The sequence below is a fragment of the Acinetobacter sp. CAU_H_S139_7 genome (genome assembly GCF_058599305.1).
Genome location: NZ_CM178651.1, coordinates 3,466,717 through 3,493,250 on the forward strand (window position 1 = coordinate 3,466,717; position 26,534 = coordinate 3,493,250).

Here is a 26,534-nt window from a genome sequence, read left to right on the forward strand (position 1 = left end):
TGACACTTAAAGTCAAGGTGCTGGTGCTGGTGGTCGTGCCATCACTCACCGTATAGGTGGCGACTGGCACGTTGCCGTTGTAATTGGCCGCTGGGCTAAACACATAGCTACCATCCGCATTGAGTTGTAGCGTACCTACACCTGCAATCGTCGCGGTTTGTCCTGCACTATAGACTGTGGCATCACCTGCAACTGTGAATTGGGTCACGCTCAATGGATCACCATCAACATCACTGTCGTTCGCCAACACACCATTGGCGGCATTCACCGTTAAGGTGCTGTCTTCTGCGGTGCTGTTGCTATCAGACTGTGCCACTGGTGCATCATTGGCTGGGGTGACACTTAAAGTCAAGGTGCTGGTGCTGGTGGTCGTGCCATCACTCACCGTATAGGTGGCGACTGGCACGTTGCCGTTGTAATTGGCCGCTGGGCTAAACACATAGCTACCATCCGCATTGAGTTGTAGCGTACCTACACCTGCAATCGTCGCGGTTTGTCCTGCACTATAGACTGTGGCATCACCTGCAACTGTGAATTGGGTCACGCTCAATGGATCACCATCAACATCACTGTCGTTCGCCAACACACCATTGGCGGCATTCACCGTTAAGGTGCTGTCTTCTGCGGTGCTGTTGCTATCAGACTGTGCCACTGGTGCATCATTGGCTGGGGTGACACTTAAAGTCAAGGTGCTGGTGCTGGTGGTCGTGCCATCACTCACCGTATAGGTGGCGACTGGCACGTTGCCGTTGTAATTGGCCGCTGGGCTAAACACATAGCTACCATCCGCATTGAGTTGTAGCGTACCTACACCTGCAATCGTCGCGGTTTGTCCTGCACTATAGACTGTGGCATCACCTGCAACTGTGAATTGGGTCACGCTCAATGGATCACCATCAACATCACTGTCGTTCGCCAACACACCATTGGCGGCATTCACCGTTAAGGTGCTGTCTTCTGCGGTGCTGTTGCTATCAGACTGTGCCACTGGTGCATCATTGGCTGGGGTGACACTTAAAGTCAAGGTGCTGGTGCTGGTGGTCGTGCCATCACTCACCGTATAGGTGGCGACTGGCACGTTGCCGTTGTAATTGGCCGCTGGGCTAAACACATAGCTACCATCCGCATTGAGTTGTAGCGTACCTACACCTGCAATCGTCGCGGTTTGTCCTGCACTATAGACTGTGGCATCACCTGCAACTGTGAATTGGGTCACGCTCAATGGATCACCATCAACATCACTGTCGTTCGCCAACACACCATTGGCGGCATTCACCGTTAAGGTGCTGTCTTCTGCGGTGCTGTTGCTATCAGACTGTGCCACTGGTGCATCATTGGCTGGGGTGACACTTAAAGTCAAGGTGCTGGTGCTGGTGGTCGTGCCATCACTCACCGTATAGGTGGCGACTGGCACGTTGCCGTTGTAATTGGCCGCTGGGCTAAACACATAGCTACCATCCGCATTGAGTTGTAGCGTACCTACACCTGCAATCGTCGCGGTTTGTCCTGCACTATAGACTGTGGCATCACCTGCAACTGTGAATTGGGTCACGCTCAATGGATCACCATCAACATCACTGTCGTTCGCCAACACACCATTGGCGGCATTCACCGTTAAGGTGCTGTCTTCTGCGGTGCTGTTGCTATCAGACTGTGCCACTGGTGCATCATTGGCTGGGGTGACACTTAAAGTCAAGGTGCTGGTGCTGGTGGTCGTGCCATCACTCACCGTATAGGTGGCGACTGGCACGTTGCCGTTGTAATTGGCCGCTGGGCTAAACACATAGCTACCATCCGCATTGAGTTGTAGCGTACCTACACCTGCAATCGTCGCGGTTTGTCCTGCACTATAGACTGTGGCATCACCTGCAACTGTGAATTGGGTCACGCTCAATGGATCACCATCAACATCACTGTCGTTCGCCAACACACCATTGGCGGCATTCACCGTTAAGGTGCTGTCTTCTGCGGTGCTGTTGCTATCAGACTGTGCCACTGGTGCATCATTGGCTGGGGTGACACTTAAAGTCAAGGTGCTGGTGCTGGTGGTCGTGCCATCACTCACCGTATAGGTGGCGACTGGCACGTTGCCGTTGTAATTGGCCGCTGGGCTAAACACATAGCTACCATCCGCATTGAGTTGTAGCGTACCTACACCTGCAATCGTCGCGGTTTGTCCTGCACTATAGACTGTGGCATCACCTGCAACTGTGAATTGGGTCACGCTCAATGGATCACCATCAACATCACTGTCGTTCGCCAACACACCATTGGCGGCATTCACCGTTAAGGTGCTGTCTTCTGCGGTGCTGTTGCTATCAGACTGTGCCACTGGTGCATCATTGGCTGGGGTGACACTTAAAGTCAAGGTGCTGGTGCTGGTGGTCGTGCCATCACTCACCGTATAGGTGGCGACTGGCACGTTGCCGTTGTAATTGGCCGCTGGGCTAAACACATAGCTACCATCCGCATTGAGTTGTAGCGTACCTACACCTGCAATCGTCGCGGTTTGTCCTGCACTATAGACTGTGGCATCACCTGCAACTGTGAATTGGGTCACGCTCAATGGATCACCATCAACATCACTGTCGTTCGCCAACACACCATTGGCGGCATTCACCGTTAAGGTGCTGTCTTCTGCGGTGCTGTTGCTATCAGACTGTGCCACTGGTGCATCATTGGCTGGGGTGACACTTAAAGTCAAGGTGCTGGTGCTGGTGGTCGTGCCATCACTCACCGTATAGGTGGCGACTGGCACGTTGCCGTTGTAATTGGCCGCTGGGCTAAACACATAGCTACCATCCGCATTGAGTTGTAGCGTACCTACACCTGCAATCGTCGCGGTTTGTCCTGCACTATAGACTGTGGCATCACCTGCAACTGTGAATTGGGTCACGCTCAATGGATCACCATCAACATCACTGTCGTTCGCCAACACACCATTGGCGGCATTCACCGTTAAGGTGCTGTCTTCTGCGGTGCTGTTGCTATCAGACTGTGCCACTGGTGCATCATTGGCTGGGGTGACACTTAAAGTCAAGGTGCTGGTGCTGGTGGTCGTGCCATCACTCACCGTATAGGTGGCGACTGGCACGTTGCCGTTGTAATTGGCCGCTGGGCTAAACACATAGCTACCATCCGCATTGAGTTGTAGCGTACCTACACCTGCAATCGTCGCGGTTTGTCCTGCACTATAGACTGTGGCATCACCTGCAACTGTGAATTGGGTCACGCTCAATGGATCACCATCAACATCACTGTCGTTCGCCAACACACCATTGGCGGCATTCACCGTTAAGGTGCTGTCTTCTGCGGTGCTGTTGCTATCAGACTGTGCCACTGGTGCATCATTGGCTGGGGTGACACTTAAAGTCAAGGTGCTGGTGCTGGTGGTCGTGCCATCACTCACCGTATAGGTGGCGACTGGCACGTTGCCGTTGTAATTGGCCGCTGGGCTAAACACATAGCTACCATCCGCATTGAGTTGTAGCGTACCTACACCTGCAATCGTCGCGGTTTGTCCTGCACTATAGACTGTGGCATCACCTGCAACTGTGAATTGGGTCACGCTCAATGGATCACCATCAACATCACTGTCGTTCGCCAACACACCATTGGCGGCATTCACCGTTAAGGTGCTGTCTTCTGCGGTGCTGTTGCTATCAGACTGTGCCACTGGTGCATCATTGGCTGGGGTGACACTTAAAGTCAAGGTGCTGGTGCTGGTGGTCGTGCCATCACTCACCGTATAGGTGGCGACTGGCACGTTGCCGTTGTAATTGGCCGCTGGGCTAAACACATAGCTACCATCCGCATTGAGTTGTAGCGTACCTACACCTGCAATCGTCGCGGTTTGTCCTGCACTATAGACTGTGGCATCACCTGCAACTGTGAATTGGGTCACGCTCAATGGATCACCATCAACATCACTGTCGTTCGCCAACACACCATTGGCGGCATTCACCGTTAAGGTGCTGTCTTCTGCGGTGCTGTTGCTATCAGACTGTGCCACTGGTGCATCATTGGCTGGGGTGACACTTAAAGTCAAGGTGCTGGTGCTGGTGGTCGTGCCATCACTCACCGTATAGGTGGCGACTGGCACGTTGCCGTTGTAATTGGCCGCTGGGCTAAACACATAGCTACCATCCGCATTGAGTTGTAGCGTACCTACACCTGCAATCGTCGCGGTTTGTCCTGCACTATAGACTGTGGCATCACCTGCAACTGTGAATTGGGTCACGCTCAATGGATCACCATCAACATCACTGTCGTTCGCCAACACACCATTGGCGGCATTCACCGTTAAGGTGCTGTCTTCTGCGGTGCTGTTGCTATCAGACTGTGCCACTGGTGCATCATTGGCTGGGGTGACACTTAAAGTCAAGGTGCTGGTGCTGGTGGTCGTGCCATCACTCACCGTATAGGTGGCGACTGGCACGTTGCCGTTGTAATTGGCCGCTGGGCTAAACACATAGCTACCATCCGCATTGAGTTGTAGCGTACCTACACCTGCAATCGTCGCGGTTTGTCCTGCACTATAGACTGTGGCATCACCTGCAACTGTGAATTGGGTCACGCTCAATGGATCACCATCAACATCACTGTCGTTCGCCAACACACCATTGGCGGCATTCACCGTTAAGGTGCTGTCTTCTGCGGTGCTGTTGCTATCAGACTGTGCCACTGGTGCATCATTGGCTGGGGTGACACTTAAAGTCAAGGTGCTGGTGCTGGTGGTCGTGCCATCACTCACCGTATAGGTGGCGACTGGCACGTTGCCGTTGTAATTGGCCGCTGGGCTAAACACATAGCTACCATCCGCATTGAGTTGTAGCGTACCTACACCTGCAATCGTCGCGGTTTGTCCTGCACTATAGACTGTGGCATCACCTGCAACTGTGAATTGGGTCACGCTCAATGGATCACCATCAACATCACTGTCGTTCGCCAACACACCATTGGCGGCATTCACCGTTAAGGTGCTGTCTTCTGCGGTGCTGTTGCTATCAGACTGTGCCACTGGTGCATCATTGGCTGGGGTGACACTTAAAGTCAAGGTGCTGGTGCTGGTGGTCGTGCCATCACTCACCGTATAGGTGGCGACTGGCACGTTGCCGTTGTAATTGGCCGCTGGGCTAAACACATAGCTACCATCCGCATTGAGTTGTAGCGTACCTACACCTGCAATCGTCGCGGTTTGTCCTGCACTATAGACTGTGGCATCACCTGCAACTGTGAATTGGGTCACGCTCAATGGATCACCATCAACATCACTGTCGTTCGCCAACACACCATTGGCGGCATTCACCGTTAAGGTGCTGTCTTCTGCGGTGCTGTTGCTATCAGACTGTGCCACTGGTGCATCATTGGCTGGGGTGACACTTAAAGTCAAGGTGCTGGTGCTGGTGGTCGTGCCATCACTCACCGTATAGGTGGCGACTGGCACGTTGCCGTTGTAATTGGCCGCTGGGCTAAACACATAGCTACCATCCGCATTGAGTTGTAGCGTACCTACACCTGCAATCGTCGCGGTTTGTCCTGCACTATAGACTGTGGCATCACCTGCAACTGTGAATTGGGTCACGCTCAATGGATCACCATCAACATCACTGTCGTTCGCCAACACACCATTGGCGGCATTCACCGTTAAGGTGCTGTCTTCTGCGGTGCTGTTGCTATCAGACTGTGCCACTGGTGCATCATTGGCTGGGGTGACACTTAAAGTCAAGGTGCTGGTGCTGGTGGTCGTGCCATCACTCACCGTATAGGTGGCGACTGGCACGTTGCCGTTGTAATTGGCCGCTGGGCTAAACACATAGCTACCATCCGCATTGAGTTGTAGCGTACCTACACCTGCAATCGTCGCGGTTTGTCCTGCACTATAGACTGTGGCATCACCTGCAACTGTGAATTGGGTCACGCTCAATGGATCACCATCAACATCACTGTCGTTCGCCAACACACCATTGGCGGCATTCACCGTTAAGGTGCTGTCTTCTGCGGTGCTGTTGCTATCAGACTGTGCCACTGGTGCATCATTGGCTGGGGTGACACTTAAAGTCAAGGTGCTGGTGCTGGTGGTCGTGCCATCACTCACCGTATAGGTGGCGACTGGCACGTTGCCGTTGTAATTGGCCGCTGGGCTAAACACATAGCTACCATCCGCATTGAGTTGTAGCGTACCTACACCTGCAATCGTCGCGGTTTGTCCTGCACTATAGACTGTGGCATCACCTGCAACTGTGAATTGGGTCACGCTCAATGGATCACCATCAACATCACTGTCGTTCGCCAACACACCATTGGCGGCATTCACCGTTAAGGTGCTGTCTTCTGCGGTGCTGTTGCTATCAGACTGTGCCACTGGTGCATCATTGGCTGGGGTGACACTTAAAGTCAAGGTGCTGGTGCTGGTGGTCGTGCCATCACTCACCGTATAGGTGGCGACTGGCACGTTGCCGTTGTAATTGGCCGCTGGGCTAAACACATAGCTACCATCCGCATTGAGTTGTAGCGTACCTACACCTGCAATCGTCGCGGTTTGTCCTGCACTATAGACTGTGGCATCACCTGCAACTGTGAATTGGGTCACGCTCAATGGATCACCATCAACATCACTGTCGTTCGCCAACACACCATTGGCGGCATTCACCGTTAAGGTGCTGTCTTCTGCGGTGCTGTTGCTATCAGACTGTGCCACTGGTGCATCATTGGCTGGGGTGACACTTAAAGTCAAGGTGCTGGTGCTGGTGGTCGTGCCATCACTCACCGTATAGGTGGCGACTGGCACGTTGCCGTTGTAATTGGCCGCTGGGCTAAACACATAGCTACCATCCGCATTGAGTTGTAGCGTACCTACACCTGCAATCGTCGCGGTTTGTCCTGCACTATAGACTGTGGCATCACCTGCAACTGTGAATTGGGTCACGCTCAATGGATCACCATCAACATCACTGTCGTTCGCCAACACACCATTGGCGGCATTCACCGTTAAGGTGCTGTCTTCTGCGGTGCTGTTGCTATCAGACTGTGCCACTGGTGCATCATTGGCTGGGGTGACACTTAAAGTCAAGGTGCTGGTGCTGGTGGTCGTGCCATCACTCACCGTATAGGTGGCGACTGGCACGTTGCCGTTGTAATTGGCCGCTGGGCTAAACACATAGCTACCATCCGCATTGAGTTGTAGCGTACCTACACCTGCAATCGTCGCGGTTTGTCCTGCACTATAGACTGTGGCATCACCTGCAACTGTGAATTGGGTCACGCTCAATGGATCACCATCAACATCACTGTCGTTCGCCAACACACCATTGGCGGCATTCACCGTTAAGGTGCTGTCTTCTGCGGTGCTGTTGCTATCAGACTGTGCCACTGGTGCATCATTGGCTGGGGTGACACTTAAAGTCAAGGTGCTGGTGCTGGTGGTCGTGCCATCACTCACCGTATAGGTGGCGACTGGCACGTTGCCGTTGTAATTGGCCGCTGGGCTAAACACATAGCTACCATCCGCATTGAGTTGTAGCGTACCTACACCTGCAATCGTCGCGGTTTGTCCTGCACTATAGACTGTGGCATCACCTGCAACTGTGAATTGGGTCACGCTCAATGGATCACCATCAACATCACTGTCGTTCGCCAACACACCATTGGCGGCATTCACCGTTAAGGTGCTGTCTTCTGCGGTGCTGTTGCTATCAGACTGTGCCACTGGTGCATCATTGGCTGGGGTGACACTTAAAGTCAAGGTGCTGGTGCTGGTGGTCGTGCCATCACTCACCGTATAGGTGGCGACTGGCACGTTGCCGTTGTAATTGGCCGCTGGGCTAAACACATAGCTACCATCCGCATTGAGTTGTAGCGTACCTACACCTGCAATCGTCGCGGTTTGTCCTGCACTATAGACTGTGGCATCACCTGCAACTGTGAATTGGGTCACGCTCAATGGATCACCATCAACATCACTGTCGTTCGCCAACACACCATTGGCGGCATTCACCGTTAAGGTGCTGTCTTCTGCGGTGCTGTTGCTATCAGACTGTGCCACTGGTGCATCATTGGCTGGGGTGACACTTAAAGTCAAGGTGCTGGTGCTGGTGGTCGTGCCATCACTCACCGTATAGGTGGCGACTGGCACGTTGCCGTTGTAATTGGCCGCTGGGCTAAACACATAGCTACCATCCGCATTGAGTTGTAGCGTACCTACACCTGCAATCGTCGCGGTTTGTCCTGCACTATAGACTGTGGCATCACCTGCAACTGTGAATTGGGTCACGCTCAATGGATCACCATCAACATCACTGTCGTTCGCCAACACACCATTGGCGGCATTCACCGTTAAGGTGCTGTCTTCTGCGGTGCTGTTGCTATCAGACTGTGCCACTGGTGCATCATTGGCTGGGGTGACACTTAAAGTCAAGGTGCTGGTGCTGGTGGTCGTGCCATCACTCACCGTATAGGTGGCGACTGGCACGTTGCCGTTGTAATTGGCCGCTGGGCTAAACACATAGCTACCATCCGCATTGAGTTGTAGCGTACCTACACCTGCAATCGTCGCGGTTTGTCCTGCACTATAGACTGTGGCATCACCTGCAACTGTGAATTGGGTCACGCTCAATGGATCACCATCAACATCACTGTCGTTCGCCAACACACCATTGGCGGCATTCACCGTTAAGGTGCTGTCTTCTGCGGTGCTGTTGCTATCAGACTGTGCCACTGGTGCATCATTGGCTGGGGTGACACTTAAAGTCAAGGTGCTGGTGCTGGTGGTCGTGCCATCACTCACCGTATAGGTGGCGACTGGCACGTTGCCGTTGTAATTGGCCGCTGGGCTAAACACATAGCTACCATCCGCATTGAGTTGTAGCGTACCTACACCTGCAATCGTCGCGGTTTGTCCTGCACTATAGACTGTGGCATCACCTGCAACTGTGAATTGGGTCACGCTCAATGGATCACCATCAACATCACTGTCGTTCGCCAACACACCATTGGCGGCATTCACCGTTAAGGTGCTGTCTTCTGCGGTGCTGTTGCTATCAGACTGTGCCACTGGTGCATCATTGGCTGGGGTGACACTTAAAGTCAAGGTGCTGGTGCTGGTGGTCGTGCCATCACTCACCGTATAGGTGGCGACTGGCACGTTGCCGTTGTAATTGGCCGCTGGGCTAAACACATAGCTACCATCCGCATTGAGTTGTAGCGTACCTACACCTGCAATCGTCGCGGTTTGTCCTGCACTATAGACTGTGGCATCACCTGCAACTGTGAATTGGGTCACGCTCAATGGATCACCATCAACATCACTGTCGTTCGCCAACACACCATTGGCGGCATTCACCGTTAAGGTGCTGTCTTCTGCGGTGCTGTTGCTATCAGACTGTGCCACTGGTGCATCATTGGCTGGGGTGACACTTAAAGTCAAGGTGCTGGTGCTGGTGGTCGTGCCATCACTCACCGTATAGGTGGCGACTGGCACGTTGCCGTTGTAATTGGCCGCTGGGCTAAACACATAGCTACCATCCGCATTGAGTTGTAGCGTACCTACACCTGCAATCGTCGCGGTTTGTCCTGCACTATAGACTGTGGCATCACCTGCAACTGTGAATTGGGTCACGCTCAATGGATCACCATCAACATCACTGTCGTTCGCCAACACACCATTGGCGGCATTCACCGTTAAGGTGCTGTCTTCTGCGGTGCTGTTGCTATCAGACTGTGCCACTGGTGCATCATTGGCTGGGGTGACACTTAAAGTCAAGGTGCTGGTGCTGGTGGTCGTGCCATCACTCACCGTATAGGTGGCGACTGGCACGTTGCCGTTGTAATTGGCCGCTGGGCTAAACACATAGCTACCATCCGCATTGAGTTGTAGCGTACCTACACCTGCAATCGTCGCGGTTTGTCCTGCACTATAGACTGTGGCATCACCTGCAACTGTGAATTGGGTCACGCTCAATGGATCACCATCAACATCACTGTCGTTCGCCAACACACCATTGGCGGCATTCACCGTTAAGGTGCTGTCTTCTGCGGTGCTGTTGCTATCAGACTGTGCCACTGGTGCATCATTGGCTGGATTGACGGTGATATTCACGGTCGCTGTATTGGACACGACACCATTGCTGTCGGTCACGGTATAGGTGAAGCTGTCCGAGGTGGTTTCTGAACCATCATGTACATAGCTCACGGTGCCATTGGCATTCACCGTCACGGTACCGTTGGCTGGTGCGCCCACGATGGTCACCACACCTGCTGGCGTACCGTCTTCGGCATCGGTGTCGTTGCCCTTGACCGCTATCACCACGGTGTCACCTTCGTCCACCGTCGCTGTGTCGTCATTCGCCACTGGCGCATCGTTCACTGGATTCACTGTGATGTTGACTGTCGCTGTATTGGACACGACACCATTGCTGTCTGTCACGGTATAGGTGAAGCTGTCGCTGCTGGTTTCTGAACCATTATGCACATAGCTCACTGTGCCATTGGCATTCACCGTCACTGTACCATTGGCTGGTCCACCCACGATGGTCACTACACCTGATGGGGTTCCGTCTTCGGCATCCGTATCGTTGCCTTTGACCGCAATCACCACCGTATCACCTTCGTCCACCGTCGCTGTGTCATTCAAGGCAACTGGCGCATCGTTCACTGGATTCACTGTGATGTTGACTGTCGCTGTATTGGACACCTGTCCATTGCTGTCGGTCACGGTATAGGTGAAGCTGTCTCTGCTGGTTTCTGAACCATTATGCACATAGCTCACGGTGCCATTGGCATTCACCGTCACTGTACCATTGGCTGGTCCACCCACGATGGTCACTACACCTGATGGGGTTCCGTCTTCGGCATCCGTATCGTTGCCTTTGACCGCAATCACCACCGTATCACCTTCGTCCACCGTCGCTGTGTCATTCAAGGCAACTGGCGCATCGTTCACTGGATTCACTGTGATGTTGACTGTCGCTGTATTGGACACCTGTCCATTGCTGTCGGTCACGGTATAGGTGAAGCTGTCTCTGCTGGTTTCTGAACCATTATGCACATAGCTCACGGTGCCATTGGCATTCACCGTCACTGTACCATTGGCTGGTCCACCCACGATGGTCACTACACCTGATGGGGTTCCGTCTTCGGCATCCGTATCGTTGCCTTTGACCGCAATCACCACCGTATCACCTTCGTCCACCGTCGCTGTGTCATTCAAGGCAACTGGCGCATCGTTCACTGGATTCACTGTGATGTTGACTGTCGCTGTATTGGACACCTGTCCATTGCTGTCGGTCACGGTATAGGTGAAGCTGTCGCTGCTGGTTTCTGAACCATTATGCACATAGCTCACGGTGCCATTGGCATTCACCGTCACTGTACCATTGGCTGGTGCGCCCACGATGGTCACCACACCTGCTGGCGTACCGTCTTCGGCATCGGTGTCGTTGCCCTTGACCGCTATCACCACGGTGTCACCTTCGTCCACCGTCGCTGTGTCGTCATTCGCCACTGGCGCAATACTGATGATCTGATTCGCCGTCGACGTACCACCTTGGCCATCGCTGATGCTGTAGTTAAAGCTTTCTTGACCGCTAAAGCCTGTGTTCGGGGTGAAGGTAATGGTGCCTTGGGCATCAATGTTTACCACACCGTTCGGGGTGTTGATTTGTTGTGCGGTGCCCGGGGTCAAGGTCACGCCATTGATCGCGGTGATGGTCAATGGGTTGCCATCTGCATCGGTATCATTTGCCAATGGGTTTAAGGTCACTGGCGTGTTGAATGCGGTGTTGTACGTGTCATCGCTTGCAACAGGTGGTGTGTTTGGTGCTGCTGAAACGTTGATGGTTCCAGTCGCTGTTGAGCTGCCACCTTGGCCATCGCTGATGCTGTAGTTAAAGGTCTCTTGACCGCTAAAGCCTGCGTTCGGTGTGAAGGTAATGGTGCCTTGGGCATCAATGTTTACCACACCGTTCGGGGTGTTGATTTGTTGGGCGGTGCCTGGGGTCAAGGTTACGCCATTGATCGCGGTGATGGTCAGGGTGCCACCGTCTGCATCGCTGTCATTCGCCAATGGAGTTAAGGTTACTGGCGTGTTGTATGCGGTGTTGTACGTGTCATCGCTTGCAACAGGTGGTGTGTTTGGTGCTGCTGCAACGTTGATGGTTTCTGTTGCTGTTGAGCTGCCACCTTGGCCATCGCTGATGCTGTAGTTGAAGCTTTCTTGTCCAGTAAAGCCATTGTTCGGGGTGAAGGTAATGGTGCCTTGGGCATCAATGTTCACCACACCGTTCGGGGTGTTGATTTGTTGGGCGGTGCCCGGGGTCAAGGTCACACCATTGATCGCGGTGATGGTCAATGGGTTGCCATCTGCATCGCTGTCATTTGCCAATGGGTTGAGTGCCACTGGCGTGTTGAATGCGGTGTTGTACGTGTCATCGCTTGCGACAGGTGGCGTGTTTGGTGTAGGTGCAAATGGAGACAAAGGTGTCCAACTACCACCACCCAAACCATGCTCAAATGGTTTGATAACTGAAGATAATATTGGGTACTCAATTCCTAAAGGCGGAATATTATCTAACACTCGATTCAGCATTAACGGTTTTATACCGTCGGCGACAGATGTTTCGCCCACACGAGTAAGTTGAACAAAACGATGACCACCTTGAGTTACATCAGGATCGCCATCAAAGGACTCTCCCGCAATTTCAACATAATCTTTACCTTCTTTTTTAAATACTCGACCATCATCCAAACGAACAACATCATTTTGTTGTTCTGTATCATTCATTTGCTGAAATGATTTTGCAAAATTTACAATTTTATCTAGATCCGAGTTTGGTTCACCTAGCAAAGAATTGAGGCTAAAATTGCCGTCATTATTGATTAAATCTTTACCATGAATTTCAACAACTCGGCCATTTGAAAGCTGCAACACGACACTACTTTCTTCTGAAAGATGCAATACATCTTTCACCTGAAGCTTTGCCCCCTTTTTTAGAATTATTTTTTTATTTGTCTTTGAAAAACGCCAAACATCACCATCCACAGAGATTATTTTTACCGATGTATTCATTTATAACTTTACCTCAATTTGAAAGTTTAGCCATATCAATTATTTATGCTTTACATGACCAAATTTATTTAGCGCAGACAAAAAACCATCCTAGATTAGTTAATTAATATACAATAGACTTCCTTCATAAATCATTTTTCAATCAATTTAATTGTTTTAAATTAATAAAATTAATTAGGTTTGTTTTATTTTGCAAAAACTTGACAAACCGTGTATTCGATTTATCAAGTCACTTTAATACCTTTAAAATACTTTATAAAATAGGTAAAATTGAAGGAACCATATCCTGAATTGTCTTTCCATTACAAGTTTCACCTAATGCTGACATTTTCCATGCACCATTGTGACGATAAACTTTAGCAATAATTAAAGCCGTGTAATTACCTTTTGCTGAAAGATTATATTTTGCAATTTCAACATTCGTTGTAGCATCTACAACACGACAAAAAGCATTTTCAACTTTTTCAAAAGTTTGACCACGGAAACTACTGATTGTAAATACAATTGATTTAACTTGGGCAGGGACTTTAGTCAGATCTACATGAATTGATTCATCATCACCATCGCCATCACCAGTACGATTGTCACCAGAATGTTTGATACTGCCATCCCGGCTCTGTAGTTGACCGAACCAAATACTATCTAAGGCTTTGTTATTCTCATCAAACATGATTGCAGAGGCATCAAGATCGATCGAATCACCACCACTAAACATGCCAAAAAGGCCACCTTTCTTTGCGACATCCCAACCTGCTCCAAGAAATATTTTAGTTAAAGATGAACCATCACCTTTCTCTAAAGAAATTTTTTGACCCTTTACTAAACTAATGCCCATTTATAATTTTCCTCAGTTTGAATTTGAATTGCTACGACCTAAAGCCGTAGCTAACCACTGTAAATAACTCGCACGATTACGTGAACATACAATGACTTTACCATGTCCACGGAACTTAATTACTAATCCTTCTCCACTCGTCAAGCTATTAACAATATTGCCAACAAAGCCACTACCTGAACTTGGAATGCCAATATTATAATTTAAGGATGCATCCCATGCCGCTACATGACCATTATCAATCGTTACTTCACCCTGCTCTGGTGTAATTTCTAGCTCAAGTAAAGTTCCACTGCCAGAAATACAAACTTTACCCTGCCCACTGGTTTCCATGACCACAAAACCTCCCGTGCCCCCAAACAATGCGCCGCCAATATTACTTTGGACTTTTGCTTTAATCATGGTATGTTCAGTCGCTGCAACAAAAGAGCCATCAGATAAAATATACTGTCGTTGACCAACCTCAAGAATCTGCATATCACCATCTAAATTCGGTGATAATAGACACTCTCCTGCCCCTTTAACGGCTTTAATTTGCTGTTGAAACAGAGACTCTCCAGAAGTGAATTTACGCATAAATGCTTGAAAAATTCCCCCACGTAATTTACCTCCAACTTCAAGATTCTGTTCAACCATCACCATGGCATCAGATTCACAATAGATTGCTTCACCTTGCTTCATACTGACATGTAAAAAGGGTTCTGGACTGCCTACAAGATTAAATTCTGCCATTACATTTACCTATCCTCTCACGATATTTTTATTTTTTGCTTCTGTTAACCATATCGGAAATTCTTGAAGTAAAAAGTCATAGAGCATTGATTCAGAAGTACTTTCAATATTATTTATTTTAAAGAAATTACAATTGTCGACCACTCGCCCCTCCATGATATCTAATTTCTCTAATACACCGTAATTTCTGCCGCCTATACCTACAAATTGCCAAAATATGGGTTGTGATGATGCCTCTTGTAAAATCTTTTTAATTTTTCTAGCTTCAGACACACCGCCATCAGAAATAAATACAATATAGACAGCTACGTTTGATGGACTTTCTTTAATGAAATAATGCAATACTTCTTCAAGAACGGCAGGCTCATTATTATAGCCAGCTTTCGCATTCCATTTTTTATAGCCTCCTTGTTCTGAAGCTATATAGTTATTTAAATTCTCAAGATTCACATCATTTAAATGAAGGGCTTTTTCTGCAAATGCCCAACACTCAAAGCTACCATCGTCATCAAAATTCAAAGCCAAGGGTATAATTCGGTCTAGAAGGTGTTGTACATCACCCGATTTATATTGTTGGCTCATTGAACCTGAATAATCTAACACCAGTGCTACTCGTGCTTTAATATTCAATAAATTACTTTTTTCTAAGCTTATCAGCGACTTTTTAGTTAAATCTAATAAATGTGGTGCTGCCTGCTCAATTTTATCTAAAATCACTTTTTTCTTTAAATCAAGCTTGGAAAGCGTTGGCATAGGTGGAGCAAGGTCTTCTGCAACCTCAGCACCAAAATGTCGAACCAAAGCATTTAAGCCACTATTAAAGCCTTGTCCAATCGCTGCCAAGCACCATAAATCATTTTTAAAATAAACCTCGACCAACATCGCTGCTTTTTCTTGACTGAAATAGCTGGGGCTTAATGCATACGTTGCCACTACCTGTCCAGATGAGTTAAGCAATTCGATTTGAATCGCTTTCACGTCTCTTAAATTTTTTTGCTGATCACTGACCGCAGCACACAGTATAAATCGTGGCGTCTGTGCATGATTAATGTGTTTTAGATTGAAGTGAAAAAGATGCGCATTACGTTGTTGTTGATAGCGTACTTCTGCGGCAGGTGTCTGAGGCTGATTATAAAAAGTCATATAATCATCATTAAAAAGTGTATCGCCTACGCCTAAGCCAAAGCTTGAAACATCGATCTCAAATGTGGCGTTCATTTGAATCCGTAAAGTAAAGACATCACTTGTCTGAATAATTTGATTCAATGCTATTTTTTGACCAGAAATCAAGTGCATTTTTATTCTCTATTGTAGTACTTGAAAGTAATCCTATATCTATCACTTTCAAGTACTAAAAGATCGCTCTTTTAGTACTTGTGTTACAACTAGCTGCTTAAACAGCAACACCATAACTAGCTGCTAAAGCACCTAAACCACCACTAAAGCCTTGACCTACTGCTTTGAATTTCCACTCACCACTGTGACGATATAATTCACCAAAAATCATTGCAACTTCAGTGCTACCATCTTCAGACAAATCAAAACGCGCCAATTCTTCTGCATTTGCGTCTTGGTTAATTACACGGATATAAGCTCGATCGACCATACCAAAGTTTTGACCATTCTGCTGACCTTCATGAATCGTCACTGCAAATACAATTTTTGCCACTTCTTGAGGAACCTTAGACAGGTCTACTGAAATGGTTTCATCATCGCCATCGCCATCGCCAGTGCGGTTATCACCATTATGAGTCACAGACCCACATGGTGAAACTTTCTGATTAAAGAAAATAAATTCACCATCTAAACGAACTTTACCATCTTCACCCGTTAAGAATGCAACTGCATCTAGATCGAATGCTTTACCATCCGTTGCGCGTGGATTCCAACCTAACCCCAAGTCGACTTTATTCATAGTCGGTGCAGTTTTAGAAAGGTTAATATTTCCACCTTTGGATAAATTAATCGCCATTTCTTTATTTCCTTATCAAATTTAATTTATGAAGATTGTTGCTTTTTACTATATGAAATTGAAGAGATAACAGCCCAAACAATGAAGGCAACACCTACCAACCCTGTAATAACCTCTGGAATATGTAATCCTGTGCCACTGGCCAACATAATGAAAGCAAGTGCGCCAATTGCATAATGTGCACCATGTTCTAAATATACATAGGCATCTAGCGTACCTTTTTCAACAAGATAAATTGTCATTGAACGGACAAACATCGCACCAATTGCAAGGCCAAGCATAATAATTACCACATCGCTGGTAATTGCAAAAGCACCGATTACACCATCGAAACTAAAAGATGCATCTAATACTTCTAAATATAAGAAACCACCAATACCACCTTTGACAATAGTACCTGTTGCTGATGCACCATTTGATTTTTCAGACTCATCATCATTGCTACTGCCTTCTAATAGATGACCAATTACTTTCACACCCACATACACGACAATACCCCAAATTCCAGCCATCACAACAACTAAACGTGATGTATCAGGGATATAGCTTGCTAGAATAAGTAGAATAACTAATGAAATAAAGACTGAAATAGCCTGAATATTTCCTAAATCTGCTAGTCTTGATTCAAGCCAATGAAACCAATGTTCATCTTTTTCATCATCAAACAAGAAATTTAAGAATACTAATAATAAGAACATGCCACCAAATGCTGCAATTTCAGCATGATGAGCCATAAGCTTTTCTGAATAAGACTTAGGATCATTTAACGCTAATTTAGCAACCTCAATCATACTCATGTCCGCAGTGACACCAACAATAAGTAAAGGGAATACCAATCGCATACCAAACACGGCAACGATAATCCCGACTGTTAAAAACAGTGTGCGCCAAAATTGATTCCAATGTTTCAATACAGAAGCATTGACAACCGCATTATCAAAAGATAATGAAACCTCCATCACAGCTAGGATAGAGGTAATAGCCAAGACTTTGAACATGGCCATCAAGCCGGCTTCAGGACCATGCGTGAAGCCCCAATATGCTGAAATAGCCAAGCATATGATGGTAAAAATTATCGAAAAACGGAAATGTTTCATTTTTTACCTAATAAACAAAGTTTAAATACTGATGCCATATTGGCCACACATAGCGCGTAGACCGCCATTATAACCTTGCCCTACGGCTCTAAATTTCCATTCACCATTATGACGATATAGTTCACCGAAAATCATCGCTGTTTCAGTGGAATAATCTTCATTTAAATCAAAGCGGACAATTTCGACATTGGTCTGATCATTGACTACGCGAATAAAAGCATTTTGCACTTGGCCAAAATTTTGACCACGGCTTTCAGCATCATGAATAGTCACAGTAATGGCAATTTTTTGCACATCAGTGGGAATTTTCGCCAAATTAATTTTAACCGCTTCATCATCACCATCACCCTCACCGGTACGATTGTCGCCAGTATGTTCTACAGAACCTTCTGGTGAACGGGTTTGGTTATAAAAAATAAAATCAGTTTCACCACGAACTTTATCATTTGCAGCCAATAAAAATGCAGAAGCATCCAAGTCAAAATCTGCACCATCGGTTGCTCGCGCATCCCAACCTAAACCAATCAAAACTTGGTTAAGCGATGGATCTGTTTTACTTAAAGATAGATTTCCACCTTTGTTTAATGAAATAGCCATAATTTTCTCTCTTCTTTATTACATGTAAATTAAATTGATACTGTTAATCTTTTGAGCCTTGGGTCCAGCGAAAACCAAAGCGATAAAACTTATCTAAAAATTGTTGGTCTTTGAAATAACGAACTTCTCGATTAGCTTGAATAGCACCGTTAACATTTTTTAATTCTATAATTGCACAGGTAGTTAATTGATTACCTTCTGTTAAGCGCACCTCAATTTCCGGTTGATCCGGAATACGAATTGTTACCACACCATCGGTGGCAGCCCATTGTGCCGCACCTTCATAAATATAAGTGTAAATAACAATGCGCTCAATACGATCCCATTGAGTGCCGTTAATATGTAAGTTTTCTCCATTTAGCGATGCTCCGGTGCGATCATCTGCGTCTAATTTCATATAGGGAGCGCGATCAAAATTGCCAAATCGGTTTCCAAGCGGCTGTACTAAATCAATGCTGCCATCTTTAAGCTGCACCATCGCACCCAAATCTAGGTCGATTGAATTGGAACGGGTTAATTTCTGAAAAAAGGATTCGGATTTAGGTGCAGATTTATTCCAGTTTAAATTGACTGAAATTTTGCCAAAAGCTGAACCTTTCTTACTAAGATTAATTGTCGAGTTATTTTTATCTAACTTGATCTTGGATAAATTTATATTTGATTTTGTTGGCGTTGGCGTTGGCGTTGGCGTTGGCGTTGGCGTTGGCGTTGGCGTTGGCGTTGGCGAAGTATGCGTTGTAGTCTCATCAATCACCACACCAAAGTTTTCAGCCAACGGTTTCAACCCCCCATTAAAGCCTTGATCAATAAATCTAAATTTCCACTTATCATTATGTTTATACACTTCTGCCAAAATTAATGCTTTTTCTGTTTTAGACTGAGTCTGAATCACTGCATTGGCGATGGTTTGAGTACCGGATAAAAGTTCAATATGAATAGGAGATATTCGACTAAAATTATTGGGTTCATTAATTGTTGCACATAAAGTAACTTTTTGAATTTGTGGATCAATTAATGCTGTATTAATCTTAAATTTACTTACATATGGATCATTGGAATCAGACTGGACTAGTAGCACACTTTGATTTCGTGTTTGAGTTTGTCCATAGAAAATCATATCTTGATCACCACGCACTTTTTGCGTACTTTGTACTAAAAGATATGCAGTACAATCAACCTCTACTTGATTAGGAATACTGGTTTTTATTAATATCTCCACCACTTCAGATGCTAAAGCAATGTTTCCACCTGCAATAAGTTGCATACTACCCTCTTACAATATTGTAATATTTCATTTAACTAATTAAGTATATGAATATAAAAAAATATCTTAAAAATTATTTTATTCGCCCTATATTGTTTTAACATAGGCGGATTCACGCGGCAAGTGCAGCAATATAAAAACCTGCCGCCATGTCACTGGGTTGATATCAACCCAGTGACTTTCTAGAACAATTTTTCAATTTATTACATGAAAAATTTTATATACTCCATGGGCTTTGTTGCACAAAGATTTGAAATGCAAAGCGCCCCTAATTGAGCCAAATTTAAGGCGTAACTTGGGTAAGTGGTCGACCTAATTCCGTAAATCTGTTAAGGACTGCTACACGTGCATGGATCTCATTCACTTGGCTATCAAAACTCCTTGCACTGAGTTTATCTCCTAATAATTTGATGCAATGCATCTTAGTTTCAACCAAACTTCGACGATGATAGCCTGACCATTTTTTCCATAGTGTCCTGCCTAAACGTTTAATTGTTCGAAGTAATTCATTTCGCTCTAGCGAGCTACTCTTTGTATCTTTCCATGGTTTCGCATTTTTTCTAGGTGGAATCACCGCATGCCCTTGCCGATCTGCAATGACCTGACGGCATTGCTTGGTGTCATAAGCTCCATCGGTATAAACAGAGTCAATCCGCTCATCTTGTGGAATCTGATTAAGTAAATCACCAAGCACCTGTGAATCACTGACATTATTGGTTGTAAGCTGAACTGCTCGTATTTGTAGGGTTTTAGCATCTATACCAATATGAAGTTTACGCCATTGGCGACGATATTCAGGTCCATGTTTCTTGCGTTTCCATTCGCCCTCACCTAGAAACTTCATGCCTGTAGAGTCCATGAGTAGATGCAGCCCATCGCTACTTTTTTGGTAGCTGATTACAATATCAATATGCTTTTGTCTTCTACAAAGCGTGGTGTAATCTGGAGCTATCCAATTTAATCCGCAAAGTTTAATCAGACTTTGCACAAAGCCAGTGACCATACGTAAAGACAGACGGAATAAGGATTTAATCATTAAGCAGCATTGGATGGCTGCGTCGGAGTAGGTTTGATTTCGCCCTTGTTTGCCTTTTGATGGCGCATACCATTGCGTAGCAGGATCAAACCAAATGGCAATATTTCCGCGACTCATAAGCGCTCGGTTATATGCGGGCCAATTGGTTGTGCGGTAGATTTTGTGTGTAGGCTTCTTCATTTGAAAATTATATCGCTGAAAAACCCTTTACAGATAGGTTTGTGCAACAAAGCCTACTCCATGTAGAATGAAATCATAAATTCATAATTGTTATTAAATAAAATTGAGATCAAATCTACTGTGAAATCGCATTACAATATCTGGATTGCTGAAAGTTATTCCTGTCAAAATGACATTATTCAATTATTAAAAAACTCAAATTTATCTTCCCATCTGACTATTTTTTGTTCTCATAGTAAACAACGTCCTGAACTAAAGTTGTATGCAGACTATTTTTTTCAACAACCGGTTGTTAAGGACAGTTCAGACTGGTTATTAGAACAATGTAAAGAGCACTCTATTCAACTTTTATTTTGTGGAAAGCATAGTCAATTTATTGAGCAGTTTCGTGAAGAATTTTCTCGTCATGATATTCAATTAGTGACTGGTGCCAAAGACATTAGTCAGCATGAAAACATTAATAATAAATTTTTATTTGGAGAAATTTGCGAAGGTTTAAACTTACCTAGCATTTCTGCTGCAAAAGTTGCTCATGTTAATGAGTTAAAACAAGCTATTGATGAATATCAACAACGATATAGCGCTATTTGTGCAAAGCCCGTTTATGGCGTATATGGTGCAGGTTTTGTGCAATTAAGGGATGACGTTTCATATTTTATGAGGTTTCAGTCTAATACTTTGTGTAATACACAACAGTTTATAGAAGCTTATGCTCAATTACAGCCGCCTATTGAGTATTTGATTATGCCTTTTTTGCAAGGGCAAGAATGTTCTGTAGATATTGCCTGTAGTAATGGCAAAATTTTAGCCTTAGTGACTCGGATAAAATTTAAATTTTATCAAGAATGCTATATCGAGCATCCATGTCATGAAATATGTAAAATTTTAGTAGAACATTTCCAGTGCGATGGATTGATCAATATTCAATTTAAGCAAGATGATCAGGGAGCCTGGCATATTTTAGAAATTAACCCGCGTCCCGCTGGCGGTTTTGCCTATACACAACATACTGGAGTTAATTTAATTGCAGAATTGATTGCTGAAAAATTGCACTTAATTTTAAAGCGCTCCGTACCAACTACTGTAGTACAAGTTCTCCCCATTATACAAAGTATAAAAAATGGATTGTAAACATTGATAAAACATATTGATTTAAGCCGTGGCCGTATTAGTGTGACAGTAAATCATCATCATCCTGAATGGAAATTGGATGATTTGCTTAGCTTTGCAGAAAGAATTAATCCGAAACGTGCATTTTTATTTGTTTCTAAAGTTCTTGGTAAACATATTCCTGTCGCACCCTCAGTTATGCAAAAAAGCTATCAAGACCTTGCTGCTCTTATTCCTAAAAATTTGCCCTATCCCATTAGTGTGATTGGTATGGCTGAAACCGCAGTCGGTTTAGGCGCAGGAGTCTATCGTGAGCTGAAACCAGATTTCGGGGAAAATGCTATTTTTTTAACGACTACTCGGCATCCAGTCGAAACCTTGCCCACATTAGGCTTGTTTTTAGAAGAACATAGCCATGCACAAGACCAATTTATCTTGTCTAGTCATGATGCTATTAAACATCAACACATCCTGAGTTCAAAAACTCTTATCTTAGTGGATGATGAAATTTCGACTGGTAAAACCTTTAGAAATTTAATTCTCAGTCTTAAAAAATCAGGTTTAGAACACGTTGAAAGGATTATTTTAGTGACTTTAGTCAACTGGGCTGAACAGCACTTAGTCACCGATGATTTAGGTATTCCAGTTGAAGTGGTTTCTTTATTACATGGTCACTGGCAGTGGCAAGATAACAACAAAGAAATTGATATTCAAATGCCGAACGTCAGTTCAACCCAGCAACAAAGCCAAAAAATTATTGCACCCAATGACTGGGGGCGCGAACCGACTTTTCTGGAGTGTTCTGTGTGGCAAAAGATTGAATCCATTCAAGCGCATGAAAAAGTTTTAGTGTTAGGTTCGGGGGAATTCACCTGGATTCCTTTCCTAATGGCAGAGCAACTAGAAAAGCAAGGTGTTGAGGTTTATTTTAGCTCCACCACTCGCTCTCCGATTATGCAAGGACAGTCCATTGAAAGTATTTGTTTATTTAAAGACAATTACGGACTCAATATGAATAACTATGCATACAACGTAAAACATCAAGAATTTGATCGTGTCTTTTTAATCATTGAAACCGCTAAAGATAGTGTTGACCCTCTGCTTTTTGAACAAATAAAAAACTTGGAAATTATTAGTTATGAATGTTAAGCCGTTAATTTTTGTTGACTTAGATGACACTCTTTTTCAAACACATCGTAAAAGCACACCTACGCCTTTACATAAAATTGCGACTACAGATAAATTAGGTGAACCGCTTTCTTATATGCTGCCAAAACAGCAAATATTCGTGAATTGGCTATTAGAGTCTGCTGAAGTAATTCCAGTCACTGCTCGGTCAGTAGAAGCATTACAACGCGTACATATTCCTTTTCAGCACGGTGCAGTCTGCTCACATGGCGGAACCATTTTAGGGGCCAATAAACAGGTTGATCAAGAATGGCTTGTTTTGCAACAGCAAGCTACAGCAGAGTTAGAACACTTACTCAATGATCTACCCAATGCACTACTGGATTATGCAAAACCTTTTGGATCAATCCGTACTTGGACGGTGGAAGAAAATGGCGGGAAAATTTATACCGTTGCCAAACAGAATGATCCGGAACCATTATTTTTATCTAAAATTATTGCCAACTTACCTGCTGAAGTGCTCGAGCATTGTTACGTACATATCAATGGTAATAATTTGGCGATTATTCCAAAATTTGTTTCTAAACAAAAAGCAGTCGAATTTTTTATCAACAAATATGACCCTGAACGTGAACGTGCCATCTTAGGTTGGGGCGACAGTTTATCTGATGCCGGCTTCTTAGCGTGCTGTGATTGGTTTGGTATGCCCAAAAATAGCCAATTGGATAAGTTTTTAGCACAAAGTTTAATGCAAGATCATAATGCGAAAGGATATTTAGGACATGGATAAGAATTATGCTGGTGCATCCAATCTTAATACCTTAGGTTTTCATGGTTCATATCGACCGCAAGATGTAACCTTTTTACTCAATATTGATGATATTGAACCGACACCATTGGCAGAAAAAGAGTATTTGATTCAATCAGGAAAAAAACATTACTCCCAAATGATTAGTGTAGAGCATCCCCCTTCAAAAGAGCAGATGCGTCATTTTCAATACGCTTTTGAGCAAGGTGCTGAACGTCTGGCTTGTGATGTACAGAAAATTGGTAACTCTCTACTGAGTCGATTTAAAAATCAGCCTATTATTTTGGTCAGTCTAGTACGTGCAGGTGTACCTTTAGGGGTACTGCTCAAGCACTATATTGAAAAATATCAGCAGTGCGTACATTACGGTATTAGTATTATTCGTGATCGCGGTATCGACTTTGCAGCCTTACATGCCATTATTGATCAACATGGTGCGGAAAATATTGTTTTTGTAGATGGTTGGACAGGTAAAGGTGCAATTTGTCGAGAGTTAACCCAAAATTTAGCAGATTATCCGGCATTATTTGATGCAGGCTGGGATATTCCTCGCCTTGTCACCTTAGCCGATTTAGGTGGCTATTCTTGGTTAAGTGCTAGCTGTGAGGATTGGCTGATTCCGTTTGGTATTCTAGGTTCTGTGGTCTCTGGTTTAACCTCACGCACCATTTTAAAAGATCATATCAATTTTGAGTTAGCAAAAAAAAATTGCTATGAGCCTAAAAATTGGCATAGTTGTTTAGTTTACAAACATCTAGCTGAACATGATATTTCAGTAGATTTTACAGACAAAATTTTAAATATTATTAATCAGAATCCGTCTACAAATTTATCCCATTGGAATAATCATATTCGACTCAAACAACAAAAAATTTGTTTAGATACGATTACTTGGATCTCTGACATCTATAATATTAAAAATATTAATCGTATTAAACCTAGTATTGCAGAAGCGACACGTGCGGTATTAAGACGTATTCCTGAAAGAATATTAATTCGTGATCCATCCAATCCCCATGTACAATTACTGTTACATTTTGCCAAAGAACAAAATATTCCTGTAGATATTTTAGGTGCCAAGTTAGGTCCATACCATGCAGTCACTCTGATAAAAAAAGTCGAGAAAAATAAATGAAACAACTGCAACATGCGATTGAACTTGGTGCAACCATGTACATTCCTGCAACTCATGAGCAGTTATGGGAAGTTACCGAAGGGATTAAATTTCCAATACTTAAATCTATTGCAGTCTGTTTAGAAGATGCCGTATTGGAAAGAGACGTACAAACTGCGATGGTTAACCTAAAACTTTTATTACAAAAACGTTTAGAACAGCCGAATCCTAAAGCACCTGCAATGTTTATTCGTCCTAGAAATATTGAGATGGCAAAACACATTGTCGACTGGGAATTAAATCATACCTACAGTGGTATGATTTTACCCAAGTTTACGCTACACGATCTAAAACAGTGGATGGACGTTTTGCCATCTAATATCAACCTGATGCCAACGCTTGAAACTAAAGAGATTTTTGATATGGGCCATAATATGGAACTTAATCAAGCCCTCAAGTATGATTTTCATAAAACCTTGTGTTTAAGAATTGGAGGTAATGACCTTCTGTCCTGTTTAAATTTACGTCGTCCTAAAAATAGTACTATTTATCAAACCCCTGTAGGTATATTGATTTCACAATTGGCAGGCTTATTTATTCCAGCTGGTTTTCAACTCAGTTCGCCAGTGTGTGAACATATTAACCACACGCAATTGCTCATGAGTGAAATATGCCAAGATATGAATAATGGGATTTATACAAAAACTGCCATTCATCCTTCGCAAATTGCGTATATTCATCAAGCCCTTCAAATAACTACAGAAGAATTTCATGAAGCACAGCAAATTTTATCGCAAGATGCTAAAAGTGTATTTAAAAGCCACGGCTCAATGTTAGAACCTGCTACACATCGCAATTGGGCAGAAATGATTTTATTACGCTATAAAACTTTTGGTTTATGTAAGTCTCAACCGTCTACCCAAGATAAACTTATGCTCAATACATTTTCAGTCTAAGCTTCAACCATCTGTACTACAGCCAGACGGCCACCTTCTTGCTTTGAAAGTAAAATTTGTACACCATCTTTTAGCTCAATTTTACCTCCAATCGGGATAGCTGTTTTGGTTGTTACGTCAGTCAAATCTGCTAACCCTTCATTGACCAACCACCACTTATTATTATGAAAAATAAAATAACCTTTTCTTTTAGTTTGTTCAGGACTGAGACGTTCATTCGGTGCAACTATATGATTGCTATGCCATTGAAATAACGACTGACCGGTCCATACCATCAAACGATGATTATCTAGTCTAAACTTTCCTTCTTGACGTGCAGAATATAAGTTTAGTATTGGCAGCTTACCTGAAAATGGCGTATTGCAGAAAGGACATTTTGGTGCAGTAGTATTATCGAAAACATACCACTTATGGGTACAATTAGCATTTAAACACGGCTGAATTAAGTCAACGGTTTTGACTAAAGCATCTTCCCAATCATTTGCAGAAGGTCGCTTACTCGGTTCATGCAAACCATCAATAAAACATTTATTAAATAATTCGGTTAAATATGGTCCTGTCACAGTATAAGGAATTTGCTGTGGATCTGCCCAAGGTAATTGAGATGATTTTAATTGATTAGAACGAACACGGTTGGAGTGG

The 26,534-nt window shown here is 44.7% G+C and carries 14 protein-coding genes and 1 pseudogene (1 of these 15 running past the window's edge); 5 read left to right on the forward strand and 10 right to left on the reverse strand.

The window, feature by feature from the left end:
- The 9 genes from AC4MC0_RS16750 to AC4MC0_RS16790 all read right to left on the reverse strand — a co-directional run.
- Positions 1-13,063, reverse strand: partial view of a cadherin-like domain-containing protein gene (locus AC4MC0_RS16750; protein WP_491887162.1) — the beginning only. The gene continues 20,465 nt to the left of window position 1, outside the view; 13,063 of the gene's 33,528 nt are visible here — the first part of the coding sequence; it begins with the start codon at positions 13,061-13,063; the stop codon falls past the left edge of the window.
- A gap of 253 nt (positions 13,064-13,316) precedes the next feature.
- Positions 13,317-13,898, reverse strand: a complete 582-nt coding sequence (locus AC4MC0_RS16755) for a TerD family protein (RefSeq protein WP_104795323.1) — start codon at positions 13,896-13,898, stop codon at positions 13,317-13,319.
- A gap of 12 nt (positions 13,899-13,910) precedes the next feature.
- Entirely contained in the window at positions 13,911-14,630 is a 720-nt protein-coding gene (locus AC4MC0_RS16760) for a TIGR00266 family protein (protein WP_104795322.1), read from the reverse strand.
- A 9-nt stretch (positions 14,631-14,639) separates the two neighbouring features.
- Entirely contained in the window at positions 14,640-15,926 is a 1,287-nt protein-coding gene (locus AC4MC0_RS16765; RefSeq protein ID WP_104795321.1) for a VWA domain-containing protein, read from the reverse strand.
- A 97-nt stretch (positions 15,927-16,023) separates the two neighbouring features.
- Entirely contained in the window at positions 16,024-16,602 is a 579-nt protein-coding gene (locus AC4MC0_RS16770) for a TerD family protein (protein ID WP_104795320.1), read from the reverse strand.
- A gap of 26 nt (positions 16,603-16,628) precedes the next feature.
- Positions 16,629-17,699 (reverse strand): DUF475 domain-containing protein, encoded by a 1,071-nt coding sequence (locus tag AC4MC0_RS16775; protein ID WP_104795319.1) that lies wholly within the window; start codon positions 17,697-17,699, stop codon positions 16,629-16,631.
- Between the two features lie 21 nt (positions 17,700-17,720).
- On the reverse strand, positions 17,721-18,296 hold the full coding sequence (locus tag AC4MC0_RS16780) for a TerD family protein (RefSeq protein ID WP_104795318.1): 576 nt from the start codon (positions 18,294-18,296) through the stop codon (positions 17,721-17,723).
- A gap of 43 nt (positions 18,297-18,339) precedes the next feature.
- Entirely contained in the window at positions 18,340-19,560 is a 1,221-nt protein-coding gene (locus AC4MC0_RS16785; protein WP_491887163.1) for a TerD family protein, read from the reverse strand.
- Positions 19,561-19,843: 283 nt separating this feature from the next.
- The gene (locus AC4MC0_RS16790; protein WP_081405714.1) at positions 19,844-20,776 is read right to left on the reverse strand and encodes an IS5 family transposase; all 933 of its coding nucleotides are present in this window, start codon (positions 20,774-20,776) and stop codon (positions 19,844-19,846) included.
- A gap of 87 nt (positions 20,777-20,863) precedes the next feature.
- Between AC4MC0_RS16790 and AC4MC0_RS16795 the strand changes: the two genes are divergently transcribed.
- From AC4MC0_RS16795 to AC4MC0_RS16815, 5 genes are read left to right on the forward strand one after another with little or no spacing between them, the layout of a single operon-like run.
- The gene (locus AC4MC0_RS16795) at positions 20,864-21,907 is read left to right on the forward strand and encodes an ATP-grasp domain-containing protein (protein ID WP_228141762.1); all 1,044 of its coding nucleotides are present in this window, start codon (positions 20,864-20,866) and stop codon (positions 21,905-21,907) included.
- Positions 21,908-21,910: 3 nt separating this feature from the next.
- A complete protein-coding gene (locus tag AC4MC0_RS16800; protein WP_228141761.1) occupies positions 21,911-23,035 on the forward strand; it encodes a phosphoribosyltransferase domain-containing protein in 1,125 nt (374 codons plus the stop codon).
- Positions 23,025-23,804, forward strand: a complete 780-nt coding sequence (locus tag AC4MC0_RS16805) for an HAD family hydrolase (RefSeq protein WP_068543419.1) — start codon at positions 23,025-23,027, stop codon at positions 23,802-23,804. The genes AC4MC0_RS16800 and AC4MC0_RS16805 overlap by 11 nt, the downstream gene beginning before the upstream one ends.
- A complete protein-coding gene (locus AC4MC0_RS16810) occupies positions 23,797-24,957 on the forward strand; it encodes a cysteine protease StiP domain-containing protein (protein ID WP_068543416.1) in 1,161 nt (386 codons plus the stop codon). The genes AC4MC0_RS16805 and AC4MC0_RS16810 overlap by 8 nt, the downstream gene beginning before the upstream one ends.
- The gene (locus AC4MC0_RS16815) at positions 24,954-25,892 is read left to right on the forward strand and encodes an HpcH/HpaI aldolase/citrate lyase family protein (RefSeq protein WP_068543414.1); all 939 of its coding nucleotides are present in this window, start codon (positions 24,954-24,956) and stop codon (positions 25,890-25,892) included. The genes AC4MC0_RS16810 and AC4MC0_RS16815 overlap by 4 nt, the downstream gene beginning before the upstream one ends.
- Here the strand turns inward: AC4MC0_RS16815 and AC4MC0_RS16820 are convergent.
- Positions 25,889-26,530: pseudogene (locus tag AC4MC0_RS16820) on the reverse strand (kinase); the annotation flags it as partial. The gene AC4MC0_RS16815 and the pseudogene AC4MC0_RS16820 sit on opposite strands and share 4 nt — an antisense overlap.
- Positions 26,531-26,534 lie beyond the last annotated feature (4 nt).

Excerpts from the sequence above, each read along its gene's own strand:
- AC4MC0_RS16755 (WP_104795323.1), bottom strand. The coding sequence starts at position 13,898 with ATGGGCATTAGTTTAGTAAAGGGTCAAAAAATTTCTTTAGAGAAAGGT.
- AC4MC0_RS16760 (WP_104795322.1), bottom strand. The coding sequence starts at position 14,630 with ATGGCAGAATTTAATCTTGTAGGCAGTCCAGAACCCTTTTTACATGTC.
- AC4MC0_RS16765 (WP_104795321.1), bottom strand. The coding sequence starts at position 15,926 with ATGCACTTGATTTCTGGTCAAAAAATAGCATTGAATCAAATTATTCAG.
- AC4MC0_RS16770 (WP_104795320.1), bottom strand. The coding sequence starts at position 16,602 with ATGGCGATTAATTTATCCAAAGGTGGAAATATTAACCTTTCTAAAACT.
- AC4MC0_RS16775 (WP_104795319.1), bottom strand. The coding sequence starts at position 17,699 with ATGAAACATTTCCGTTTTTCGATAATTTTTACCATCATATGCTTGGCT.
- AC4MC0_RS16780 (WP_104795318.1), bottom strand. The coding sequence starts at position 18,296 with ATGGCTATTTCATTAAACAAAGGTGGAAATCTATCTTTAAGTAAAACA.
- AC4MC0_RS16785 (WP_491887163.1), bottom strand. The coding sequence starts at position 19,560 with ATGCAACTTATTGCAGGTGGAAACATTGCTTTAGCATCTGAAGTGGTG.
- AC4MC0_RS16790 (WP_081405714.1), bottom strand. The coding sequence starts at position 20,776 with ATGAAGAAGCCTACACACAAAATCTACCGCACAACCAATTGGCCCGCA.
- AC4MC0_RS16805 (WP_068543419.1), top strand. The coding sequence starts at position 23,025 with ATGAATGTTAAGCCGTTAATTTTTGTTGACTTAGATGACACTCTTTTT.
- AC4MC0_RS16810 (WP_068543416.1), top strand. The coding sequence starts at position 23,797 with ATGGATAAGAATTATGCTGGTGCATCCAATCTTAATACCTTAGGTTTT.
- AC4MC0_RS16815 (WP_068543414.1), top strand. The coding sequence starts at position 24,954 with ATGAAACAACTGCAACATGCGATTGAACTTGGTGCAACCATGTACATT.